Here is a 20,222-nt window from a genome sequence, read left to right as displayed (position 1 = left end):
GGGAACGATCATGGTGGGCAGATGTGGAGATAAAGATCGTTCCCACGCTCTGCGTCATAGCGGTCTTGACCTTGTCGATAATGGTGAAGCTGAAACGCGGAGCGTCTCGGGAGACATTCCCACGCGGAGCGTGGGAATGATCATGGGCGGGATCAGGCCGACATGACCTCGCGAATATCGCGCGCCAGTTCGCGCACGCGCTCTTCTTCGGTGTCCCAGGAGCACATGAAACGTGCGCCGCCCTTGCCGATGAAGGTGTAGAAGCGCCAGTTCTTTGCAGTCAACGCAGCGATGGCCGGCTCGGACAGTTGCAGGAACACGCCGTTGGCCTGCACCGGGAACATCAGTTCGACGCCGGGGATGTCGCTGACCAGTTCTGCCAGCAGTTGCGCGCAGTGGTTGGCGTGGCGGGCGTATTTGAGCCAGGCGTCGTTTTCCAGAATGCCGACCCACGGTGCCGACAAAAAGCGCATCTTCGACGCCAGTTGCCCGGCCTGCTTGCAGCGGTAATCGAAGTCTTCGGCCAGTTTGTGGTTGAAGAACAGGATCGCTTCACCCACCGCCATGCCGTTCTTGGTGCCGCCGAAGCACAGCACGTCGACGCCGGCTTTCCAGGTCAGGTCGGCGGGCGAGCAGCCGAGGAATGCGCAAGCGTTGGAGAACCGCGCGCCGTCCATGTGCAGGTGCAGGCCCAGCTCTTTGCAGGTTGCGCTGATGGCGCGGACTTCTTCCGGGGTGTAGACGCTGCCGACTTCGGTGGCCTGGGTCAGGGTCACCACGCGCGGTTTCGGGTAGTGGATGTCCTGACGCTTGAGTGCGACTTCGCGGATCGATTGCGGGGTGATCTTGCCGTTTTCAGTGCCGGCGATCAGCAGCTTCGAGCCGTTGGAGAAGAATTCCGGAGCGCCGCATTCGTCGGTTTCGACGTGGGCGGTTTCCGAGCAGATCACGCTGTGGTAACTCTGGCACAGCGACGACAGGGCCAGCGAGTTGGCGGCGGTACCGTTGAAGGCGAAGAACACTTCGCAGTCGGTTTCGAACAGTTTGCGGAAATGATCGGCCGCGCGGGCGGTCCATTCATCGTCGCCGTAAGCGCGCTGGTGGCCGTGGTTGGCCTGTTCCATGGCAGCCCAGGCTTCAGGGCAAATGCCGGAATAGTTGTCGCTGGCGAATTGTTGGCTCTTGTCGGTCATGGCCGGCTTCCGTAATCGAGACTCTTGTGAAGGCTCGTGGTCAATGAGGATGCGCACTTTACCGAAGATCTTCCGGGGAGCACATGCGATGTCGGGTGGGGAAAATTACCAGTTTATGGGCCGATTATGCACCTGAGCCAACGCGACGGCGCCCTGGATCTGCTCAAGTGGCTGGCGTTGCTGAGCATGTTGCTCGATCACCTGCGATATGTCGGCTTCTCCGCCGATTGGTTGTATGTGCCAGGTCGCCTGGCGTTTCCATGGTTTTGCCTGGCGATGGCGGCGAATCTGGCACGAGACGGTACGCGCAAAATGGAATGGCGCTATCTGGGCTGGCTGTTGCTGTTCAGTGCAATCAGCGAAATCCCTTATCGCTTTTACATCCCCGACCCTGACACGTTCAACGTGATGCCGACGCTGGCGCTGGGCTTGCTGGTGGCGCGCGGCTGGCAGGACTCAGCGTCAATGCCACGGTTGCTCGCATTGGCCGCGCTGGTGGTTGCGGCGGTTTTTTCAGAACGACTGATGTTCGGTTTCTTCGGCGTATTTTTGCCGTTGGCGCTGCTGCTGGTGTTTTGCCGACCCTGGTATTTCAGCCTGTTGCCGGGGCTGGTGTGTCTGGCGGCGAACCAATGGCAGGTGTTGCTCGAATCGGCGCGCTTCGGCAACAGCGTGGCCATTCTCGGCCTGGCGACATGTCTGTTTGCGCCGATGCTGGGAATGTTCTTGTTGCGACATGGGCGACATGTCCGGCCTCCACCGATGCGGCGCTGGGCGTATGCGCTGTATCCCGCGCATTTCCTCCTGCTGCTTGCCATCCGCCAAATCATCGCCTGACCCCTGTGGGAGCGAGCCGGCTCCGGGCGGCGTTCCGACGAAAGCGGTCTGCCAGCCAACTTCTATGTCGGATGTGCCGGCCTCTTCGCGAGCAGGCTCGCTCCCACAGGGGATCTGCGGCGTTTCGAAGAGGTCATTTCCAGCCATGTCGTAAACGCACCTTTGCGTGGCGTCCGCAGGCATTTGAGCTGTCTGTGCCGGTCATACCATCGCATCAAAGGGCACCGCTGCGATTGCCGGTGCCTTACCGAGACGAATGGCGCACAGATGCCGCTGGGAGAGACGCGATGTTCAGCAAGCAAGACCAGATCCAGGGTTACGACGATGCACTGCTGGCGGCGATGAATGCCGAGGAGCAACGTCAGGAAGATCACATCGAGCTGATCGCGTCGGAGAACTACACCAGCAAGCGCGTCATGCAGGCGCAAGGCAGCGGCCTGACCAACAAATACGCCGAGGGCTATCCGGGCAAGCGCTACTACGGCGGCTGCGAGCATGTGGATAAAGTCGAAGCGCTGGCCATCGAACGCGCCAAGCAACTGTTCGGCGCCGATTACGCCAACGTCCAGCCGCACTCCGGTTCTTCAGCCAACAGCGCCGTGTATCTGGCGCTGATCCAGCCGGGCGACACTATCCTTGGCATGAGCCTGGCCCACGGCGGTCACCTGACCCACGGCGCGAAAGTGTCGTCCTCGGGCAAGCTCTACAACGCCGTGCAGTACGGCATCAACACCGACACCGGGCTGATCGACTACGACGAAGTCGAGCGTCTGGCCGTCGAGTGCAAACCGAAAATGGTCGTTGCCGGTTTCTCGGCTTACTCGAAGACTCTGGACTTCCCGCGCTTCCGTCAGATCGCCGACAAGGTCGGTGCGCTGCTGTTCGTCGACATGGCTCACGTCGCCGGTCTGGTCGCTGCCGGCCTGTACCCGAACCCGCTGCCGTACGCCGATGTGGTCACCACCACCACGCACAAGACCCTGCGCGGTCCGCGTGGCGGGCTGATCCTGGCCAAGTCCAACGAAGAGATCGAGAAGAAGCTCAACGCCGCCGTGTTCCCCGGTGCCCAGGGCGGCCCGCTGATGCACGTCATCGCCGGTAAAGCGGTGTGCTTCAAGGAAGCACTGGAGCCTGGCTTCAAGGCTTATCAGCAACAAGTGATCGACAACGCCCAGGCGATGGCCAGCGTGTTCATCAAGCGTGGCTACGATGTGGTCTCCGGCGGCACCGACAACCATCTGTTCCTGGTCAGCCTGATTCGTCAGGGCCTGACCGGCAAGGACGCCGATGCCGCGCTGGGCCGTGCGCACATCACGGTGAACAAGAATGCCGTGCCGAACGACCCGCAGTCGCCGTTCGTGACCTCGGGCCTGCGCATCGGCACCCCGGCGGTGACCACGCGCGGCTTCAAGGTCAGCCAGTGCGAAACCCTCGCCGGCTGGATCTGCGACATCCTCGACAACCTTGGCGACGCCGATGTCGAGGCCAATGTCGCCCAGCAGGTCTCGGCCCTGTGCGCAGACTTCCCGGTTTATCGCTGAGTCGGTTTTGGAGTAATGACTATGCAACGCTATTCCGGCTTCGGCCTGTTCAAACACTCGCTCAGCCACCACGAAAACTGGCAGCGCATGTGGCGCACGCCCACCCCGAAAAAAGTCTACGACGTGGTCATCGTCGGCGGCGGCGGGCACGGCCTGGCGACGGCCTACTATCTGGCCAAGGAGCACGGCATCACCAATGTCGCCGTGGTCGAGAAAGGCTGGCTGGGCGGCGGTAACACCGCGCGCAACACCACCATCGTGCGCTCCAACTACCTGTGGGACGAGTCGGCGCACCTCTACGAACACGCGATGAAATTGTGGGAAGGCCTGTCGCAGGATCTCAACTACAACGTGATGTTCTCCCAGCGTGGCGTCTACAACCTGTGCCACACCCTGCAGGACATCCGTGATTCCGAGCGTCGGGTCAGTGCCAACCGCCTCAACGGCGTCGACGGCGAATTGCTCGACGCCAAGCAGGTTGCGGACGAGATTCCGTACCTGGACTGCTCGAAAAACACTCGCTACCCGATCATGGGCGCCACCGTGCAGCGTCGCGGCGGCGTCGCCCGTCACGATGCCGTGGCGTGGGGCTTCGCCCGTGCCGCCGATGCCTTGGGCGTGGACCTGATCCAGCAGACCGAAGTGATCGGTTTCCGCAAGGAAAACGGCGTGTGCATCGGCGTTGAAACCAACAAGGGTTTCATCGGCGCCAAGCGCGTCGGCGTGGTGACGGCCGGTAACTCCGGGCACATGGCCAAGCTTGCCGGTTTCCGCCTGCCGATCGAATCCCACCCGCTGCAAGCGCTGGTGTCCGAGCCGATCAAACCGATTATCGACAGCGTGATCATGTCCAACGCCGTACACGGTTACATCAGCCAGTCCGACAAGGGCGACCTGGTGATCGGCGCCGGTATCGACGGCTACAACGGCTACGGCCAGCGTGGTTCGTACCCGGTGATCGAACACACCATTCAGGCCATCGTCGAGATGTTCCCAGTGCTCTCCCGGGTACGCATGAACCGCCAATGGGGCGGCATCGTCGACACCACTCCGGATGCCTGTCCGATCATTTCCAAGACGCCGGTACCGAACATGTTCTTCAACTGCGGTTGGGGCACCGGTGGCTTCAAGGCCACACCCGGCTCGGGCAACGTGTTTGCCGCGAGTCTGGCCAAGGGTGAAATGCACCCATTGGCTGCACCTTTCTCCATCGACCGTTTCCACAACGGTGCGTTGATCGATGAACACGGCGCTGCTGCGGTTGCCCACTAACAGGAGAAATCCCCATGTTGCATATCTTCTGTCCTCACTGCGGCGAACTGCGCTCTGAAGAGGAATTCCACGCATCCGGTCAGGCGCACATCCCGCGGCCGCTGGATCCGAACGCCTGCACCGATGAAGAGTGGGGCGACTACATGTTCTTTCGCGATAACCCGCGCGGTCTGCACCACGAGTTGTGGGACCACGTTGCCGGTTGCCGCCAGTACTTCAACGTCACTCGCGATACCGTGACCTACGAGATTCTCGAGAGCTACAAGATCGGCGAGAAGCCGCAATTCACCGACAAGGCTGGCACTGCGAAAACAGCCACGACGGCGCTGGGAGAGAAGGTATGAGCCAGACCAATCGCCTGTCCAACGGTGGACGGATCGACCGCAACAAAGTGCTGAGCTTCACCTTCAACGGCCAGACCTACAAAGGCTACGAAGGCGACTCGCTGGCCGCCGCACTGATCGCCAACGGCGTCGACATCATCGGCCGCAGCTTCAAGTATTCGCGCCCTCGCGGCATCTTCGCTGCCGGTTCCGAAGAGCCGAACGCGGTGCTGCAGATCGGTGCCACCGAAGCCACGCAGATTCCCAACGTGCGCGCCACGCAACAGGCGTTGTATCAGGGCCTGGTCGCCACCAGCACCAATGGCTGGCCGAGCGTCAACAACGACATGATGGGGATTCTCGGCAAGGTCGGCGGCAAGCTGATGCCGCCGGGTTTCTACTACAAAACCTTCATGTACCCGCAATCGTTCTGGATGACTTACGAGAAGTACATCCGCAAGGCTGCCGGCCTCGGCCGTTCGCCGACCGAGAACGATCCGGACACCTACGACTACATGAACCAGCACTGCGACGTGCTGATCGTCGGTGCCGGCCCGGCCGGTCTCGCCGCTGCCCTGGCGGCTGCGCGCAGCGGTGCCCGCGTGATTCTGGCCGATGAGCAGGAAGAGTTCGGCGGCAGCCTGCTTGATTCCCGCGAAAGCCTCGACGGCAAACCGGCGATGGAATGGGTCGCCAGTGTCATCGCTGAATTGAAGAACACTCCGGACGTGCTGCTGTTGCCGCGCGCCACGGTCAACGGCTACCACGACCACAACTTCCTGACCATTCACGAACGCCTCACCGATCACCTCGGTGACCGCGCGCCGATCGGTCAGGTGCGTCAGCGCATCCACCGTGTCCGCGCCAAGCGCGTGGTGCTGGCGACCGGCGCCCACGAGCGTCCGCTGGTCTACGGCAACAACGATGTGCCGGGCAACATGCTCGCCGGTGCGGTGTCGACTTACGTGCGTCGTTATGGCGTAGCGCCGGGCAAAAAACTGGTGCTTTCGACCAACAACGATCACGCCTATCGTGTCGCTCTCGATTGGCTCGATGCCAGTCTGCAAGTCGTCGCCATCGCTGACGCCCGCAGCAATCCGCGCGGTGCATTGGTCGAAGAAGCGCGCGCCAAAGGCATTCGCATCCTCACCGGCAGCGCCGTCATCGAGGTGCGTGGCAGCAAGCGAGTGACCGCTGCCCGCGTCGCTGCGATTGACGTCAAAGCACACGCCGTAACCAGTCCGGGCGAATGGCTCGACTGCGATCTGGTGGCCAGCTCCGGCGGTTACAGCCCGGTGGTTCACCTGGCTTCGCACCTCGGTGGCAAACCGGTCTGGCGTGAAGACATTCTTGGTTTCGTACCGGGCGAAGCACCGCAGAAACGCGTGTGCGTCGGTGGCATCAATGGCGTCTACGCGCTCGGCGATTCGCTGGCCGACGGTTTTGAAGGTGGCGTGCGCGCTGCTGCCGAAGCCGGTTTCCAGACCGTCGAAGGCGTGTTGCCGAAAGCCCTGAGCCGTCTCGAAGAGCCGACCCTGGCGTTGTTCCAGGTGCCGCACGAGAAAAACTCGGCGCGTGCACCGAAGCAATTCGTCGACTTCCAGAACGACGTCACCGCCGGTGGCATCGAACTGGCGACCCGCGAAGGTTTCGAGTCGGTCGAGCACGTCAAACGCTACACCGCGCTGGGCTTCGGCACCGATCAGGGCAAGCTCGGCAACGTCAACGGTCTGGCCATTGCCGCCCGTTCGCTGAACGTGACCATCCCGCAGATGGGCACCACCATGTTCCGTCCGAACTACACGCCGGTGACCTTCGGCGCCGTGGCCGGTCGGCACTGCGGGCACATCTTCGAACCGGTGCGCTACACCGCGCTGCATGCCTGGCACGTGAAGAACGGCGCCGAGTTTGAAGACGTCGGTCAGTGGAAGCGTCCCTGGTACTTCCCGAAAAACGGTGAAGACCTGCACGCGGCGGTCAAGCGCGAATGCAAAGCCGTGCGCGACAGCGTCGGCCTGCTCGATGCCTCGACCCTCGGCAAGATCGACATCCAAGGCCCGGATGCCCGCGAGTTCCTCAACCGCGTGTACACCAACGCCTGGACCAAGCTCGACGTGGGCAAGGCTCGCTACGGTCTGATGTGCAAGGAAGACGGCATGGTCTTCGACGACGGTGTGACCGCGTGTCTGGCCGACAACCATTTCGTCATGACCACCACCACCGGCGGCGCCGCGCGCGTACTGCAGTGGCTGGAGCTGTACCACCAGACCGAATGGCCGGACCTGAAGGTGTACTTCACGTCGGTCACCGACCACTGGGCGACCATGACCCTCTCCGGGCCGAACAGCCGCAAGCTGCTCAGCGCCGTGACCGACATCGATCTGAGCAACGAAGCGTTCCCGTTCATGACCTGGAAAGAAGGTCTGGTCGGCGATGTGCCGGCGCGGGTGTTCCGTATCTCGTTCACCGGTGAGCTGTCGTACGAAGTCAACGTGCAGGCCGACTACGCGATGGGCGTGCTGGAGAAAATCGTCGAGGCCGGCAAGCAGTACAACCTGACGCCGTACGGCACCGAAACCATGCACGTGCTGCGGGCCGAGAAGGGCTTCATCATCGTCGGCCAGGACACCGACGGCTCGATGACCCCGGATGACCTGAACATGGGCTGGTGTGTCGGTCGCACCAAACCGTTCTCGTGGATCGGCCAGCGCGGCATGAACCGCGAAGATTGCGTGAAAGACCAGCGCAAACAACTGGTGGGCCTCAAGCCGATCGATCCGACCAAATGGCTGCCGGAAGGTGCGCAGCTGGTGTTCAACACCAAGCAGGCGATCCCGATGACCATGGTCGGCCACGTGACCTCCAGCTACGCGCACAACTCTCTCGGTTATTCGTTTGCCATGGGTGTGGTCAAGGGCGGTCTCAAGCGCATGGGCGAGCGGGTGTTCGCACCGCTGGCCGATGGCAGCGTGATCGAGGCGGAAATCGTGTCTTCGGTGTTCTTCGATCCGAAGGGTGAGCGGCAGAACATCTGACACTGATCGTTCCCACGCTCCGCGTGGGAATGCATCCCGGGACGCTCCGCGTCCCAAGAGCGGACACAGAGCGTCCACGGCGGCATGCCCACGCAGAGCGTGGGAACGATCAATACAAGAAGGTGCTTTATGACCACAGCCAATGTTTACCAGCAACGCCCGACCACCGGCGCCCGTGCCGAGTCGTCGCTGCACCATGCCGACCTCGCCAGCCTGGTCGGCAAGGGCCGCAAGAACGCCGGCGTGATCGTGCGTGAGAAAAAACTCCTCGGCCACCTGACCATTCGTGGCGATGGCCACGATGCAGCCTTCGCGGCCGGTGTGCACAAAGCGTTGGGCATTGAATTGCCCGGCGCGCTGAGCGTGATCGTCAAAGGCGAAACCAGCCTGCAATGGATGGGCCCGGACGAGTGGCTGCTGATCGTGCCAAGCGGCGAAGAATTCGCCGCCGAGCAGAAACTGCGCGAAGCGCTGGGTGATCTGCACATTGCCATCGTCAACGTCAGCGGCGGCCAGCAGATCCTCGAACTGAGCGGGCCGAACGTGCGCCAGGTGCTGATGAAATCCACCAGCTATGACGTGCACCCGAACAACTTCCCGGTCGGCAAAGCGGTGGGCACGGTGTTCGCCAAATCGCAGCTGATGATTCGTCATACCGCCGAAGACACCTGGGAACTGCTGATCCGGCGCAGCTTCTCGGATTACTGGTGGTTGTGGTTGCAGGATGCTTCGGCCGAGTACGGCCTCAGCGTTCAGGCCTGAAAGATCAAAAGCTACCCCCTCACCCCAGCTCTCTCCCCCAAGGGGGAGAGGGGAAAGGGAGCAGATAGATGATCGTTCCCACGCTCCGCGTGGGAATGCATCCCGGGACGCTCCGCGTCCCAAGAGCGGACGCAGAGCGTCCATGGCGGCATTCCCACGCAGAGCGTAGGAACGATCAGAGGAAAAAATATGAGCCGCGCCCCAGACACATGGATTCTGACCGCCGACTGCCCCAGCGTCCTCGGCACGGTGGACGCGGTCACGCGTTTTCTGTTCGAGCAGGGCTGTTATGTCACCGAGCACCACTCGTTCGATGACCGCCTCTCGGGGCGCTTCTTCATTCGCGTGGAATTCCGTCAGCCTGATGGTTTCGACGAACAATCTTTCCGCGCAGGTTTGGCCGAGCGCGGAGAAGCGTTCGGCATGCTCTTCGAGCTGACCGCGCCGAACTACCGGCCGAAAGTGGTGATCATGGTGTCCAAGGCCGATCACTGCCTCAACGACTTGCTCTATCGCCAGCGCATCGGCCAGTTGTCGATGGACGTGGCGGCGGTGGTGTCCAACCATCCGGATCTCAAGCCGTTGGCCGACTGGCACCAGATTCCCTACTACCATTTCCCTCTCGACCCCAACGACAAACCGGCGCAGGAGCGTCAGGTCTGGCAGGTGATCGAAGAGGCCGGTGCCGAACTGGTGATCCTCGCCCGCTACATGCAGGTGCTATCGCCGGAGCTGTGCCGCAAGCTCGACGGCAAGGCGATCAATATTCATCACTCCCTGCTGCCGGGCTTCAAGGGCGCCAAGCCGTATCACCAGGCCTACAACAAGGGCGTGAAACTGGTGGGCGCGACGGCGCATTACATCAACAACGATCTCGATGAAGGGCCGATCATCGCCCAGGGCGTCGAGGCGGTGGATCACAGTCATTATCCCGAGGACCTGATTGCCAAGGGCCGGGATATCGAAGGCCTGACCTTGGCGCGGGCGGTCGGGTATCACATCGAAAGACGGGTGTTCCTGAACGCCAACAGAACCGTCGTTCTCTAGATCGCTTTCGCGAGCAGGCTCGCTCCCACAGGGGTATGCATTCCAATGTGGGAGCGAGCCTGCTCGCGAAGGGGCCAAAACAAACAACGCAAGACCAACAAGCAATACCCGAGCACTCAACGCGCTGCCCAACCGGGGCAACGCAGTTCCATAAAAACAACAGCGAGGTGAAAGCATGTCTGGCAATCGTGGTGTGGTGTATCTCGGCGCTGGCAAGGTCGAAGTACAGAAAATCGACTATCCGAAAATGCAGGACCCGCGTGGTCGCAAGATCGAGCACGGGGTCATTCTCAAAGTGGTCTCCACCAACATCTGCGGCTCCGACCAGCACATGGTGCGCGGCCGGACCACGGCGCAGACCGGTCTGGTGCTGGGTCACGAGATCACCGGTGAGGTGATTGAAAAGGGCTCCGACGTCGAAAACCTGAAGATCGGCGATCTGGTCTCTGTTCCGTTCAACGTGGCTTGCGGGCGCTGCCGTTCCTGCAAGGAGCAACACACCGGCGTCTGCCTGACCGTCAACCCGGCCCGTGCCGGCGGCGCATACGGTTACGTCGACATGGGCGACTGGACCGGTGGCCAGGCCGAATACGTGCTGGTGCCGTACGCCGACTTCAACCTGCTGAAACTGCCGGATCGCGACAAGGCCATGGAGAAAATCCGCGACCTGACCTGCCTCTCCGACATCCTCCCGACCGGTTACCACGGCGCTGTTACTGCAGGTGTTGGCCCGGGGAGCTCCGTGTACATCGCTGGCGCCGGTCCGGTAGGCCTCGCCGCTGCCGCTTCCGCACGCTTGCTCGGTGCTGCGGTGGTGATCGTCGGCGACGTCAACACCATCCGCCTGGCCCACGCCAAGGCCCAGGGTTTTGAGGTCGTCGACCTGTCCAAAGACACCCCGCTGCACGAACAGATCGCCGCACTGCTGGGCGAGCCGGAAGTCGATTGCGCGGTGGACTGCGTCGGTTTCGAAGCACGCGGCCACGGCCACGACGGCGTCAAGGCCGAAGCCCCGGCCACGGTGCTCAACTCACTGATGGGCGTGGTGCGCGTTGCCGGCAAGATCGGTATCCCGGGCCTGTACGTCACCGAAGATCCGGGCGCCGTCGACGCTGCCGCGAAAATGGGCAGCCTGAGCATCCGCTTCGGCCTGGGCTGGGCCAAATCCCACAGCTTCCACACTGGGCAGACGCCAGTGATGAAGTACAACCGCCAGTTGATGCAGGCGATCATGTGGGACCGCATCAACATCGCTGAAGTGGTGGGCGTGCAAGTGATCAGCCTCGATCAGGCGCCGGAAGGTTACGGCGAGTTCGATGCCGGCGTGCCGAAGAAGTTTGTGATTGATCCGCATAAGTTGTTCAGCGCGGCGTAAGTTCTACCCATGTAAAAAGGGCAGCCGATCGGGCTGCCCTTTTTCGTTCTGTGTTCGACCAGTTATTTAAAGGCGCATTTGCGGGCGTCACCATCCTTGGTTGCACACTCATCACCGTTCCAATTGCTACCGGTGGCTTGAACCGGAGTGTCGTTTCTGTAGCCAGCCGAGACGCCAAGGTCTGCCTCACCTTCGTATCGGCAGATGACAACTGAATTGGCAGTATCTTTATCTTTAAGTCGGGCAGAAGTGAAGGTGACATCTTCGGCGCCTTGCGCATGAGTCACTGATATCGTTGGGCAGGTTGCAGCATAGGCAGTACTCATCATGGTCAGACCAAGCAGGGTGCCAGTGACAATTTTCAACTTCATCTTTTCGTACTCCGTTACGTAATTGGAGTGGAGATATTCACTTGCATCGTTATGACTGCCAACTGTCAGATCTGACAGTTCGTTAGTTCCAATCGAAATAAATAGTCGGGTTTTCAGTGTGAAGTCGAATAGTGAAGTGGCTATTCAACGATTGAACAATTCATTTTGGTGAGTGCGTAGAGAAGGGGATGCGCCGCGAGGAACATGCCGCCCAATACCCGGTCAAACCGGCAGTTTCGTCGCCGTTGTCCGGTGGCAGCTTTTTCCCAAGAGGATGTCTGAATGAAGATTTCACGCGGTTTTGCCCTGGCATCGCTCCTGACTCTGGCCGCCGGGCCGGTGTTTGCCGGTTTCAGTTTGAACGACGTGGCCGGTGCGGTAGCGGGGATGCAGGGTGGCGACAAGGCGGCTGCTGCGGCGCCGACCTCGGAGACCGCTGGTTTGTTGAGTGCTCTGAGTGCGCTGGACGTCACGCCGGAGCAGGCCGTTGGCGGTACCAGTGCGATGCTCGGGCTGGCGAAGAATCAGTTGAGCAGCACCGACTATTCGCAACTGGCCAAGGAAGTGCCGGGTATCGACAAGTTGTCCGGTGGCAGCGGCAATCTGGCGGCGCTGGGCGCGTTGCTCGGTTCGTCCGGCAAGTCCGCTGGGCTTGAAAATGCGCTGGGCAATGTCAAAGACAGCAACGACCTGAACAACGCGTTCAGCGCGCTGGGCATGGACAGCGGCATGATCGGCCAGTTTGCCCCGGTGCTGCTGCAATACCTCGGTCAGCAGGGCGTCGGCGGTTCGCTGTTGAGCAGCCTGGGCAGCATTTGGGGTGTCGGCACGGGCACCTGACTCAGCGGCGCTCGTTGCGCAGCTCGACGATGCGCTGATCCTTCTCGGTCCAGAGCTGGTTGACCCAGTTCTGGACGCGCTGGCGAAACGCCGGATCTTTCTCGTAATCGCCTTGCCACAGCGCCGGGTCGAGTTCGCGGGTCCTGATGTCGATGATCACTCGCGGCACGTTGCCGCTGATCAGGTCCCAGAAGCCCGGGATTTTTTCCTGTGGATACACCACCGTCACATCGAGCATCGCATCGAGTTGTTCACCCATCGCCGCCAGCACGAACGCCACGCCGCCGGCCTTGGGTTTGAGCAAGTGGTTGAACGGTGATTCCTGCTGGGTGCTTTTCGCCAGGGTGTAGCGCGTGCCTTCCAGATAATTCACCACCGTCACCGGCTGGCGCTTGAACAGCTCGCACGCCGCTTTGGTGATTTCCAGATCCTTGCCCGCCAGCTCGGGGTTCTTTGCCAGAAAGGCTTTGGTGTAGCGCTTCATGAACGGGTAATCCAGCGCCCACCACGCCAAGCCGAGGAACGGCACCCAGATCAGCTCTTTCTTCAGAAAGAATTTGAAGAACGGCGTGCGCCGGTTGAGGGTCTGGATCAGTGCCGGAATGTCGACCCACGATTGATGGTTGCTGACCACCAGATAGGACGTGTCGCGGCGCAGATCGTCGCCGCCGCGAATGTCCCACTGCGTCGGGATGCACAGCTGGAAGATCAGCTTGTCGATTTCGGCCCAGGTCTCGGCGATCCACATCACCGCCCCCGACGCGTAATCCCGCCAGCGCCCGGGTGCGACCAGTTTGAGCAGGGCAAACACCATCAACGGCCCGATCAGGATCAGGGTGTTGAGCAACAGCAGCAGGGTGACGAAACAGCCGGTGAGCAGGCGGCGCATAAGCAACTCTATGAAGTGGCAGGGGCGAGCCATGATAAGCAGCTTCACGCGACAGGCCAAATCGGTGCTGACGAATGTTTCACTTCAGTCCCGTTAACCTGATCGTTCCCCCGCTCTGCGTGGTAACGCCGCCCGGGACGCTCCGCGTCCCCTGTGACGCAGAGCGTCACTGGATGCATTCCCACGCAGAGCGTGGGAACGATCAACCGCGCGACGGTCTAAAATGCCGTTGCCCAACCTCCCAAGGAAGCCCCTTACGTGAAATCCCTCCTTGCTCTGTTTGCTCTCGTCGCGCTGCCGGTCATGGCCGCCGAGCCGACGCTGTACGGTCGCTACGAATACATCGCGCTGCCGGAAATCGGTGGCGAAGTGCTCAAGGCCAAGATGGACACCGGCGCGCTGACCGCCTCGCTGTCGGCCAAGGACATCGAGACCTTCACACGTGATGGCGAAGACTGGGTGCGTTTCCGCCTCGCCACCAAAGACGCCAGCAACAAGGTTTTCGAGCACAAGGTCGCGCGGATCAGCAAGATCAAAAGCCGTTCCGACGAGGACGATGAAGAGCGCGACAGCAGCGATGTCGCCAAGCGCCCGGTGGTCGATCTGGAGCTGTGCCTGGGCAACGTCAAGCGCACCGTCGAGGTCAACCTGACCGACCGCAGCCACTTCAACTATCCGCTGCTGATCGGCGCCAAGGCCCTGCGCGAGTTCGGCGCGGCGGTCAATCCGGCGCGGCGCTACACCGCCGACAAGCCTGACTGCTAAGTGGTCTGATTGACGTAACCCCGGGCTTGGGGCACCGTTCGCGCACTAACTGCCACGGGCTCGGACGCCATGCCGCACATCCTGATTGTCGAAGACGAAGCGGCGATTGCCGACACATTGATTTTTGCCTTGCAGGGCGAGGGGTTCAGAACCACGTGGCTGAACCTCGGCGCGGCGGCGCTGGAGCATCAGCGACAAACCCCGGCCGACCTGATCATTCTCGATATCGGTTTGCCGGACATCAGTGGCTTCGAAACCTGCAAGCAGTTGCGACGCTTCACGGAAGTGCCGGTGCTGTTTCTCAGCGCCCGCGACGCCGAGATCGACCGCGTGGTGGGTCTGGAGATCGGTGCCGACGATTACGTGGTCAAGCCGTTCAGCCCGCGTGAAGTGGCGGCGCGGGTCAAAGCCATCCTCAAGCGCATGGCGCCGCGTGCAACCCTGGAAGCAGGCTCAACGCTGTTTCGCATCGATGCTGAACGCGTGCAGATCAGCTATCGCGGCCAGCCGCTGAGCCTGACCCGCCATGAATTCCGCTTGTTGCAATGCCTGCTCGAACAACCTGAGCGGGTGTTCAGCCGCGAGCAATTGCTCGATGCGCTGGGCGTAGCGGCCGACGCCGGCTACGAGCGCAGCATCGACAGCCACATCAAAAGCCTGCGCGCCAAGTTGCGCCTGGTGCGCGCCGAGGCCGAGCCGATCCAGACCCATCGCGGCCTCGGTTACAGCTACAGCCCGGGGCACAGCTGATGTCGCTGGGGCTGCGGATTTTTCTGGTGTACGTGCTGTTTGTCGGCCTGACCGGTTATTTCGTCCTCAACACGGTGATGGAGGAAATCCGCCCCGGCGTGCGCCAGTCCACCGAAGAGACGCTGGTGGACACCGCCAACCTGATGGCTGAAATCCTGCGCGACGATTTCAAGGCCGGCACCCTCAGCGAGAACCGCTGGCCGCAACTGCTCCGTGCCTATGGCGAGCGGCAGCCGCAAGCGACCATCTGGGGCTTGCCGAAGAACCAGGTCAACCACCGCATCTACGTCACCGACGCCAAGGGCATCGTCGTGCTCGACTCCAGCGGCGTCGCGGTCGGCCAGGATTATTCGCGCTGGAACGATGTTTACCTGACCCTGCGCGGCGAGTACGGCGCGCGCTCCAGCCGCAGTGATCCTGATGATCCGAGCTCTTCAGTGATGCACGTCGGTGCACCGATCCGCGACAACGGCAAGATCATCGGCGTGGTCACCGTGGCCAAGCCCAACAGTTCGCTGCAACCCTACGTTGATCGCACCGAGCGGCGCTTGCTGTTTTACGGCGCCGGACTGATCGGCCTCGGTCTGCTCTTCGGCGCCTTGCTCTCATGGTGGCTGAGCCGCGCGCTGCACCGTTTGACCGGTTATGCCCAGGCGGTCAGCGAAGGCCGGCGCGTGGAAGTGCCGCACTATCGCGGCGGCGAACTGGAGCAACTGGCCACAGCGGTCGAGCAGATGCGCACGCAGCTCGAAGGCAAGGCCTACGTCGAGCGCTACGTGCACACCCTGACCCATGAATTGAAAAGTCCGCTGGCGGCGATTCGGGGCGCGGCGGAGTTGCTGCAAAGCGATATGCCGGCCGTCCAGCGTTTGCGCTTTGTCAGCAACATCGACAGCGAAAGCGCGCGGATGCAGCAGTTGATCGAGCGCCTGCTCAACCTAGCTCAGGTCGAGCAACGCCAAGGGCTGGAAGAACAGGTGGCAGTGCCGCTGGCGGCGTTGGTCGCAGAACTGCTCAAGGCGCAGGCCGCGCGGATCGAGGGCAAACAACTGCGCGTCGAGCAAGCAATCGGCGAGGATCTGCTGTTGATTGGCGAGCCGTTTCTGCTGCGCCAGGCGTTGGGTAATCTGCTGGAAAACGCACTCGATTTCACCCCGACGTCGGGGCTGTTGCGCTTGAGCGCCGAGCGGGTTGGCGAGCAGATCGAGTTCCGCCTGTTCAACCAGACCACGCCGATTCCCGATTACGCCTTGCCGCGCCTGACCGAGCGCTTCTACTCGCTGCCGCGCCCGGACAGCGGACGCAAGAGCACCGGACTGGGGCTGAACTTCGTTGAAGAAGTGGTCAAGTTGCATGGCGGGGTGATGCGCATTGGCAATGTCGAGCGCGGGGTTGAAGTGGTATTGCGCTTGCCTTGAAACCCAGTCGCGGCCTTCGCGAGCAGGCTCGCTCCCACAGGGGAGTGCATTCTCCACACAATCTCCATATTCCCACCACACTGCCACCACACCGCATCAGCAGACTCCCCCCATCCAAACAGGGAGAGTCCCATGAACAAGAATCTGACCATCAAACTCGGCGCGATCGCCTTGCTGATCCTGCTGTTGCTGATCCCCTTGCTGATGATCGACGGCATCATCGATGAGCGTCAGCAACTGCGCGACGGTGTGCTCGAAGACATCGCGCGCAGCTCCAGTTACAGCCAGCAACTGACCGGGCCGGTGATGGTAGTGCCGTATCGCAAGGTGGTGCGCACCTGGAAAACCAACGAGAAAACCAACAAGCGCTACGAAGAAGTCAGCGAAGCGCGCGGGCGTCTGTACTTTCTGCCGGAGCGTTTCGAGCTCGACGGGCAAGTACAAACCGAACTGCGCAAACGCGGCATTTACGAGGCGCGACTGTTCCACGCCGACAACCGCATCGATGGGCATTTTTCCCTGCCGGCGCAGTTGGGCATCAAGGAGAATTTTGCCGATTACCAATTCGACGCGCCGTTCCTTGCCGTCGGTATCAGCGATATTCGCGGCATCGAAAACGCGCTGAAACTCGAGCTCGGCGGCCAGCAACTGGACTTCGTGCCCGGCAGCGAAGTGGCCTGGATCGGTGAGGGCGTACACGTGACGCTACCGGCACTGGACGCCAGCAAAGCCACGCAACTGACCTTCGGTTTCGACCTGCGCCTGCAAGGCACCGGCTCGCTGCGGGTGGTGCCGGTGGGCAAGACCAGCAGCGTCAGCCTCGCCGCCAATTGGCCGCACCCCAGCTTCGTCGGCAACTTCCTGCCGGCCAAGCGCGAGATCAACGATCAGGGTTTCAGCGCCGACTGGCAAACCTCGTTTTTCTCCACCAACCTGCAAGAGGCGATGGAGCGCTGCGTCGCTGGCGACTGTGATGCACTCAACGGCCGCAGCTTCGGCGTCAGCTTCATCGACCCGGTGGATCAGTACCTGAAGAGCGACCGGGCGATCAAATACGCGCTGCTGTTCATCGTCCTGACCTTCGCCGGTTTCTTCCTCTTCGAAGTGCTCAAGAGCCTAGCGGTGCACCCGGTGCAATATGCCCTGGTCGGTGTTGCGCTGGCGTTCTTTTACCTGCTGCTGTTGTCGCTGTCGGAACACATCGGTTTTGCGCTGGCGTATCTGTTGTCGGCGAGTGGCTGCGTGTTGCTGATCGGCTTCTATGTCAGCCACGTCCTGCGCAGCGCGCGGCATGGCTTGAGCTTCTCGGCCGGGCTGGCGGCGCTGTATGGCTTGCTGTACGGCTTGCTCAGTGCCGAGGACTACGCGCTGCTGATGGGCTCGCTGATGCTGTTCGGTCTGCTCGGCGTGTTCATGGTGCTCACGCGCAAACTGGACTGGTACGGGATTGGTTTGAAGCCGGCCAGGCCGCTGGAGTTTGACGTGGAGGCGATGCAATGAGCGGGTGGCTTGGGTTACGCGAGGAACAGCGGGAAGCGGAGGTTTTGGTGACGCTGCTTATTGCGTCACTACCTCCGAAACCGAGTTGGTGCATTCGCGAGCAAGCTCGCTCCCACATTGGAATGTGGTCAACTGTGGGAGCGAGCCTGCTCGCGAAGAGGCCGGAACAGGCAGCCCAGATCTAAGGCTTGGGCATCGTCGCCACCATGGACGGTCGCTGACTCACCTCGAAATACCAGTTGGCCAGTTGCGGATTGGCTGCACGCCAGTCCATGTCCGGGAAGCGCAGATCCAGATAGCCCAAAGCGCAGGCCACGCTGATCGCCGCGACGTCGAAATGGCTGGTCAGCTCGGCAATCGCTTCGTTTTCCAGTACAGCGAGGGCGCGGCGGATCTTGTCGCGCTGGGCGTCGAGCCATTCGTCCCAGTGTTTTTCCACCGGGCGCAGGACGGTTTCATAACGCACCATCACCGAGGCATCCATGATCCCGTCAGCCATCGACGCCAGGGTCAGGCGCCGCCAGCGCGCCGCACCTTCACGGGGGATCAGCGGATTGCCGACGTGCTGCTGGTCGAGGTACTCGAGGATGACGCGGCTGTCATGGATGACATTGCCATCGGCCAGGCGCAGGGCGGGGATTTTGCTCAACGGGTTGTCGGCGATCAGCTCCGGGTTCGGGCTGACCGGGCTGAGCACACAGTCCTGCAGCGCGACACGATCCTGCTGACCGGTTTCGTGCAGCAGCACCATGACCTTGCGGACGAAGGGCGACAGGGTGTTGTGGTACAGGGTCATGCTGGGGGCGGACATGGCAAGGTCTCGATCAGGACAATGATCGGGCAGCATAGCCTGCTCGCGTCCGGCGCAGAACCCATGTGGGAGCGAGCCTGCTCGCGAAGGCGTCGTGACAGTCGACTTTGATGTTGAATGTGAGGGCGCTTTCGCGAGCAGGCTCGCTCCCACAAGGGATTCTCAGCTTCGCGGCAGAAAACCTCTTATCGCCAGAAATGCCGGCACGCCAAGCCCGACCCAGCTCAACGCATCCCAGATTCCATCCCCCAGCAACGCCGCAAACAGCCCCGCCGCACTGAGCAGGGCGATCACGATCGGTGTGCTGAAAACCTTCCAGAAACTCGACTGACGCGGCTTCATGCCGAGGCCTCCGCCGGTTCCAGAACAGGCTTGGCCGCCTTGCGCCGCACTACCCAAAGATAAACGCCACTGGCCAACACAATGATTGTCAGCACATCCAGGGTTGCCCAGAGAATCTTCATCGGCATGCCGCCGTAGTCACCAAAGTGCAGCGGCTGCGACATGCCCATGGCGTCCATGTACCACGGCCGTTCCGCCACGGCGGTGACCTGCAAGGACGTGGCGTCGATCAGCACCGGCGTCAGCAGGTGCGAAGTCAGGTGCGTGCCGCCCTTCATGAATACCGAGTAATGGTGCTCGCTGGAAAAGCGCGTGCCGGGGAAGGCGATGAAATCCGGCTTCATCCCCGGTGCGACTTCTTCGGCGATGTCGAGCAACCGCGTAGCCGGCGCCAGTTGGGTCAGCGGCGGCGCATCGCGATACGGCGCGATCAGCGTGGTCAACGCGTCGTTGCGCCAGGCGGCGATGAGCAGGTCGGCGCAGGCGCTGATCACCCCGGTCACGCCCACCACCAGGCACCAGGTCAAAGTGACGACGCCGATCAGGTTGTGCAGGTCGAGCCAGCGCAGTCTTGTCGATTTGTCCTGGCGCACGGTGCCGAATTTCAAGCGGCGCATGAACGGCAGGTACAGCACCGTGCCGGACACGATCGCCACGACAAACAACAGACCCATGAACGCCAGCAGCAGCTTGCCCGGCAGCCCGGCGAACATGTCGACGTGCAGGCGCAGGATGAACAGCATCAAGCCACCGTTGGCCGAAGGGGTTTCCAGCGCTTCGCCAGTGCGCGCATCGAGCATGAAGGTGTGCGAAGAGTTCGGCTCGGTGTCGGCCGTCCTGGCCATGATCGCGAATGCCGCGTTCGGCTCTTCGTCGTCATAACCGAAGTACTGCATGACTTCGCCCGGGCGATGTTTCTGCGCGGCATCGACCAGTTGCTGCAGATCGAGTTGCGGCGTGTCGGCCGGCATCTCGCGCAGTTCCGGGGCGTTGCCCAGCGCGTGATCAATCTCGTGGCTGAAAATCAGCGGCAGACCGGTCAGCGCCAGCATCAGCAGAAACACGGTGCAGATCAGGCTGGTCCAGGTGTGGATGAACGACCAGCGGCGGATGGTTTTACTTTTCATTGCATGACCTTCAAAAACACCAAA

At 61.7% G+C, this 20,222-nt stretch carries 19 protein-coding genes; 13 read left to right on the top strand and 6 right to left on the bottom strand.

Annotated features, from left to right (window positions below; genetic code table 11):
• Positions 1-152 precede the first annotated feature (152 nt).
• Entirely contained in the window at positions 153-1,193 is a 1,041-nt protein-coding gene (locus D8U70_RS11810) for a low specificity L-threonine aldolase (RefSeq protein WP_016772826.1), read from the bottom strand.
• Positions 1,194-1,319: 126 nt separating this feature from the next.
• Between D8U70_RS11810 and D8U70_RS11805 the strand changes: the two genes are divergently transcribed.
• The 8 genes from D8U70_RS11805 to fdhA all read left to right on the top strand — a co-directional run bounded on the left by D8U70_RS11805 (position 1,320) and on the right by fdhA (position 11,385).
• Positions 1,320-2,030 (top strand): TraX family protein, encoded by a 711-nt coding sequence (locus tag D8U70_RS11805; protein ID WP_130928937.1) that lies wholly within the window; start codon positions 1,320-1,322, stop codon positions 2,028-2,030.
• A gap of 287 nt (positions 2,031-2,317) precedes the next feature.
• Positions 2,318-3,571: a serine hydroxymethyltransferase gene (glyA, locus tag D8U70_RS11800; protein WP_130928936.1), complete on the top strand. Its 1,254-nt coding sequence runs from the start codon at positions 2,318-2,320 to the stop codon at positions 3,569-3,571.
• Positions 3,572-3,592: 21 nt separating this feature from the next.
• A complete protein-coding gene (locus D8U70_RS11795) occupies positions 3,593-4,843 on the top strand; it encodes a sarcosine oxidase subunit beta (protein WP_016772829.1) in 1,251 nt (416 codons plus the stop codon).
• A 14-nt stretch (positions 4,844-4,857) separates the two neighbouring features.
• Entirely contained in the window at positions 4,858-5,187 is a 330-nt protein-coding gene (locus D8U70_RS11790; RefSeq protein WP_016772830.1) for a sarcosine oxidase subunit delta, read from the top strand.
• Positions 5,184-8,201: a sarcosine oxidase subunit alpha gene (locus tag D8U70_RS11785; RefSeq protein ID WP_073476480.1), complete on the top strand. Its 3,018-nt coding sequence runs from the start codon at positions 5,184-5,186 to the stop codon at positions 8,199-8,201. The genes D8U70_RS11790 and D8U70_RS11785 overlap by 4 nt, the downstream gene beginning before the upstream one ends.
• A gap of 129 nt (positions 8,202-8,330) precedes the next feature.
• A complete protein-coding gene (gene soxG, locus D8U70_RS11780; RefSeq protein WP_016772832.1) occupies positions 8,331-8,963 on the top strand; it encodes a sarcosine oxidase subunit gamma family protein in 633 nt (210 codons plus the stop codon).
• Between the two features lie 189 nt (positions 8,964-9,152).
• Positions 9,153-10,010 (top strand): formyltetrahydrofolate deformylase, encoded by an 858-nt coding sequence (gene purU / locus D8U70_RS11770; RefSeq protein WP_016772833.1) that lies wholly within the window; start codon positions 9,153-9,155, stop codon positions 10,008-10,010.
• Positions 10,011-10,185: 175 nt separating this feature from the next.
• Positions 10,186-11,385 (top strand): formaldehyde dehydrogenase, glutathione-independent, encoded by a 1,200-nt coding sequence (gene fdhA / locus D8U70_RS11765; RefSeq protein WP_016772834.1) that lies wholly within the window; start codon positions 10,186-10,188, stop codon positions 11,383-11,385.
• A gap of 62 nt (positions 11,386-11,447) precedes the next feature.
• Here fdhA and D8U70_RS11760 read toward each other — a convergent pair whose 3' ends face one another.
• Positions 11,448-11,756 (bottom strand): hypothetical protein, encoded by a 309-nt coding sequence (locus D8U70_RS11760; protein WP_110646294.1) that lies wholly within the window; start codon positions 11,754-11,756, stop codon positions 11,448-11,450.
• Between the two features lie 282 nt (positions 11,757-12,038).
• Between D8U70_RS11760 and D8U70_RS11755 the strand changes: the two genes are divergently transcribed.
• The gene (locus D8U70_RS11755; RefSeq protein WP_041476745.1) at positions 12,039-12,596 is read left to right on the top strand and encodes a DUF2780 domain-containing protein; all 558 of its coding nucleotides are present in this window, start codon (positions 12,039-12,041) and stop codon (positions 12,594-12,596) included.
• Position 12,597: 1 nt separating this feature from the next.
• On the opposite strand, the gene D8U70_RS11750 is transcribed toward D8U70_RS11755, so the two are convergent.
• The gene (locus D8U70_RS11750) at positions 12,598-13,485 is read right to left on the bottom strand and encodes an acyltransferase (protein ID WP_071173847.1); all 888 of its coding nucleotides are present in this window, start codon (positions 13,483-13,485) and stop codon (positions 12,598-12,600) included.
• Between the two features lie 258 nt (positions 13,486-13,743).
• Between D8U70_RS11750 and D8U70_RS11745 the strand changes: the two genes are divergently transcribed.
• From D8U70_RS11745 to creD, 4 genes are all read left to right on the top strand, one after another.
• Complete coding sequence (locus D8U70_RS11745) at positions 13,744-14,250, top strand: ATP-dependent zinc protease (RefSeq protein WP_016772839.1); 507 nt, start codon at positions 13,744-13,746, stop codon at positions 14,248-14,250.
• A 69-nt stretch (positions 14,251-14,319) separates the two neighbouring features.
• A complete protein-coding gene (gene creB, locus D8U70_RS11740) occupies positions 14,320-15,000 on the top strand; it encodes a two-component system response regulator CreB (protein ID WP_130928935.1) in 681 nt (226 codons plus the stop codon).
• Entirely contained in the window at positions 15,000-16,418 is a 1,419-nt protein-coding gene (gene creC, locus D8U70_RS11735) for a two-component system sensor histidine kinase CreC (RefSeq protein ID WP_130928934.1), read from the top strand. Before creB ends, creC begins: the two co-directional genes overlap by 1 nt.
• A 132-nt stretch (positions 16,419-16,550) precedes the next feature.
• Positions 16,551-17,918: a cell envelope integrity protein CreD gene (gene creD / locus D8U70_RS11730; protein ID WP_122881843.1), complete on the top strand. Its 1,368-nt coding sequence runs from the start codon at positions 16,551-16,553 to the stop codon at positions 17,916-17,918.
• 181 nt (positions 17,919-18,099) lie between these two features.
• Here the strand turns inward: creD and D8U70_RS11720 are convergent, their stop codons facing one another.
• From D8U70_RS11720 to D8U70_RS11710, 3 genes are all read right to left on the bottom strand, one after another.
• On the bottom strand, positions 18,100-18,729 hold the full coding sequence (locus D8U70_RS11720; RefSeq protein ID WP_130928933.1) for a glutathione S-transferase: 630 nt from the start codon (positions 18,727-18,729) through the stop codon (positions 18,100-18,102).
• A gap of 162 nt (positions 18,730-18,891) precedes the next feature.
• A complete protein-coding gene (locus D8U70_RS11715) occupies positions 18,892-19,071 on the bottom strand; it encodes a hypothetical protein (protein ID WP_016772844.1) in 180 nt (59 codons plus the stop codon).
• Entirely contained in the window at positions 19,068-20,198 is a 1,131-nt protein-coding gene (locus tag D8U70_RS11710) for a PepSY-associated TM helix domain-containing protein (RefSeq protein WP_130928932.1), read from the bottom strand. The genes D8U70_RS11715 and D8U70_RS11710 overlap by 4 nt, the downstream gene beginning before the upstream one ends.
• Between the last annotated feature and the right edge of the window lie 24 nt (positions 20,199-20,222).

The sequence above is a fragment of the Pseudomonas sp. Sample_20 genome, from assembly GCF_004307585.1.
In the GTDB taxonomy this organism is placed as follows: domain Bacteria; phylum Pseudomonadota; class Gammaproteobacteria; order Pseudomonadales; family Pseudomonadaceae; genus Aquipseudomonas; species Aquipseudomonas atacamensis.
The sequence above is the reverse complement of the archived record's forward strand: the minus strand, read 5'-3'. Positions and strand labels throughout refer to the sequence as shown.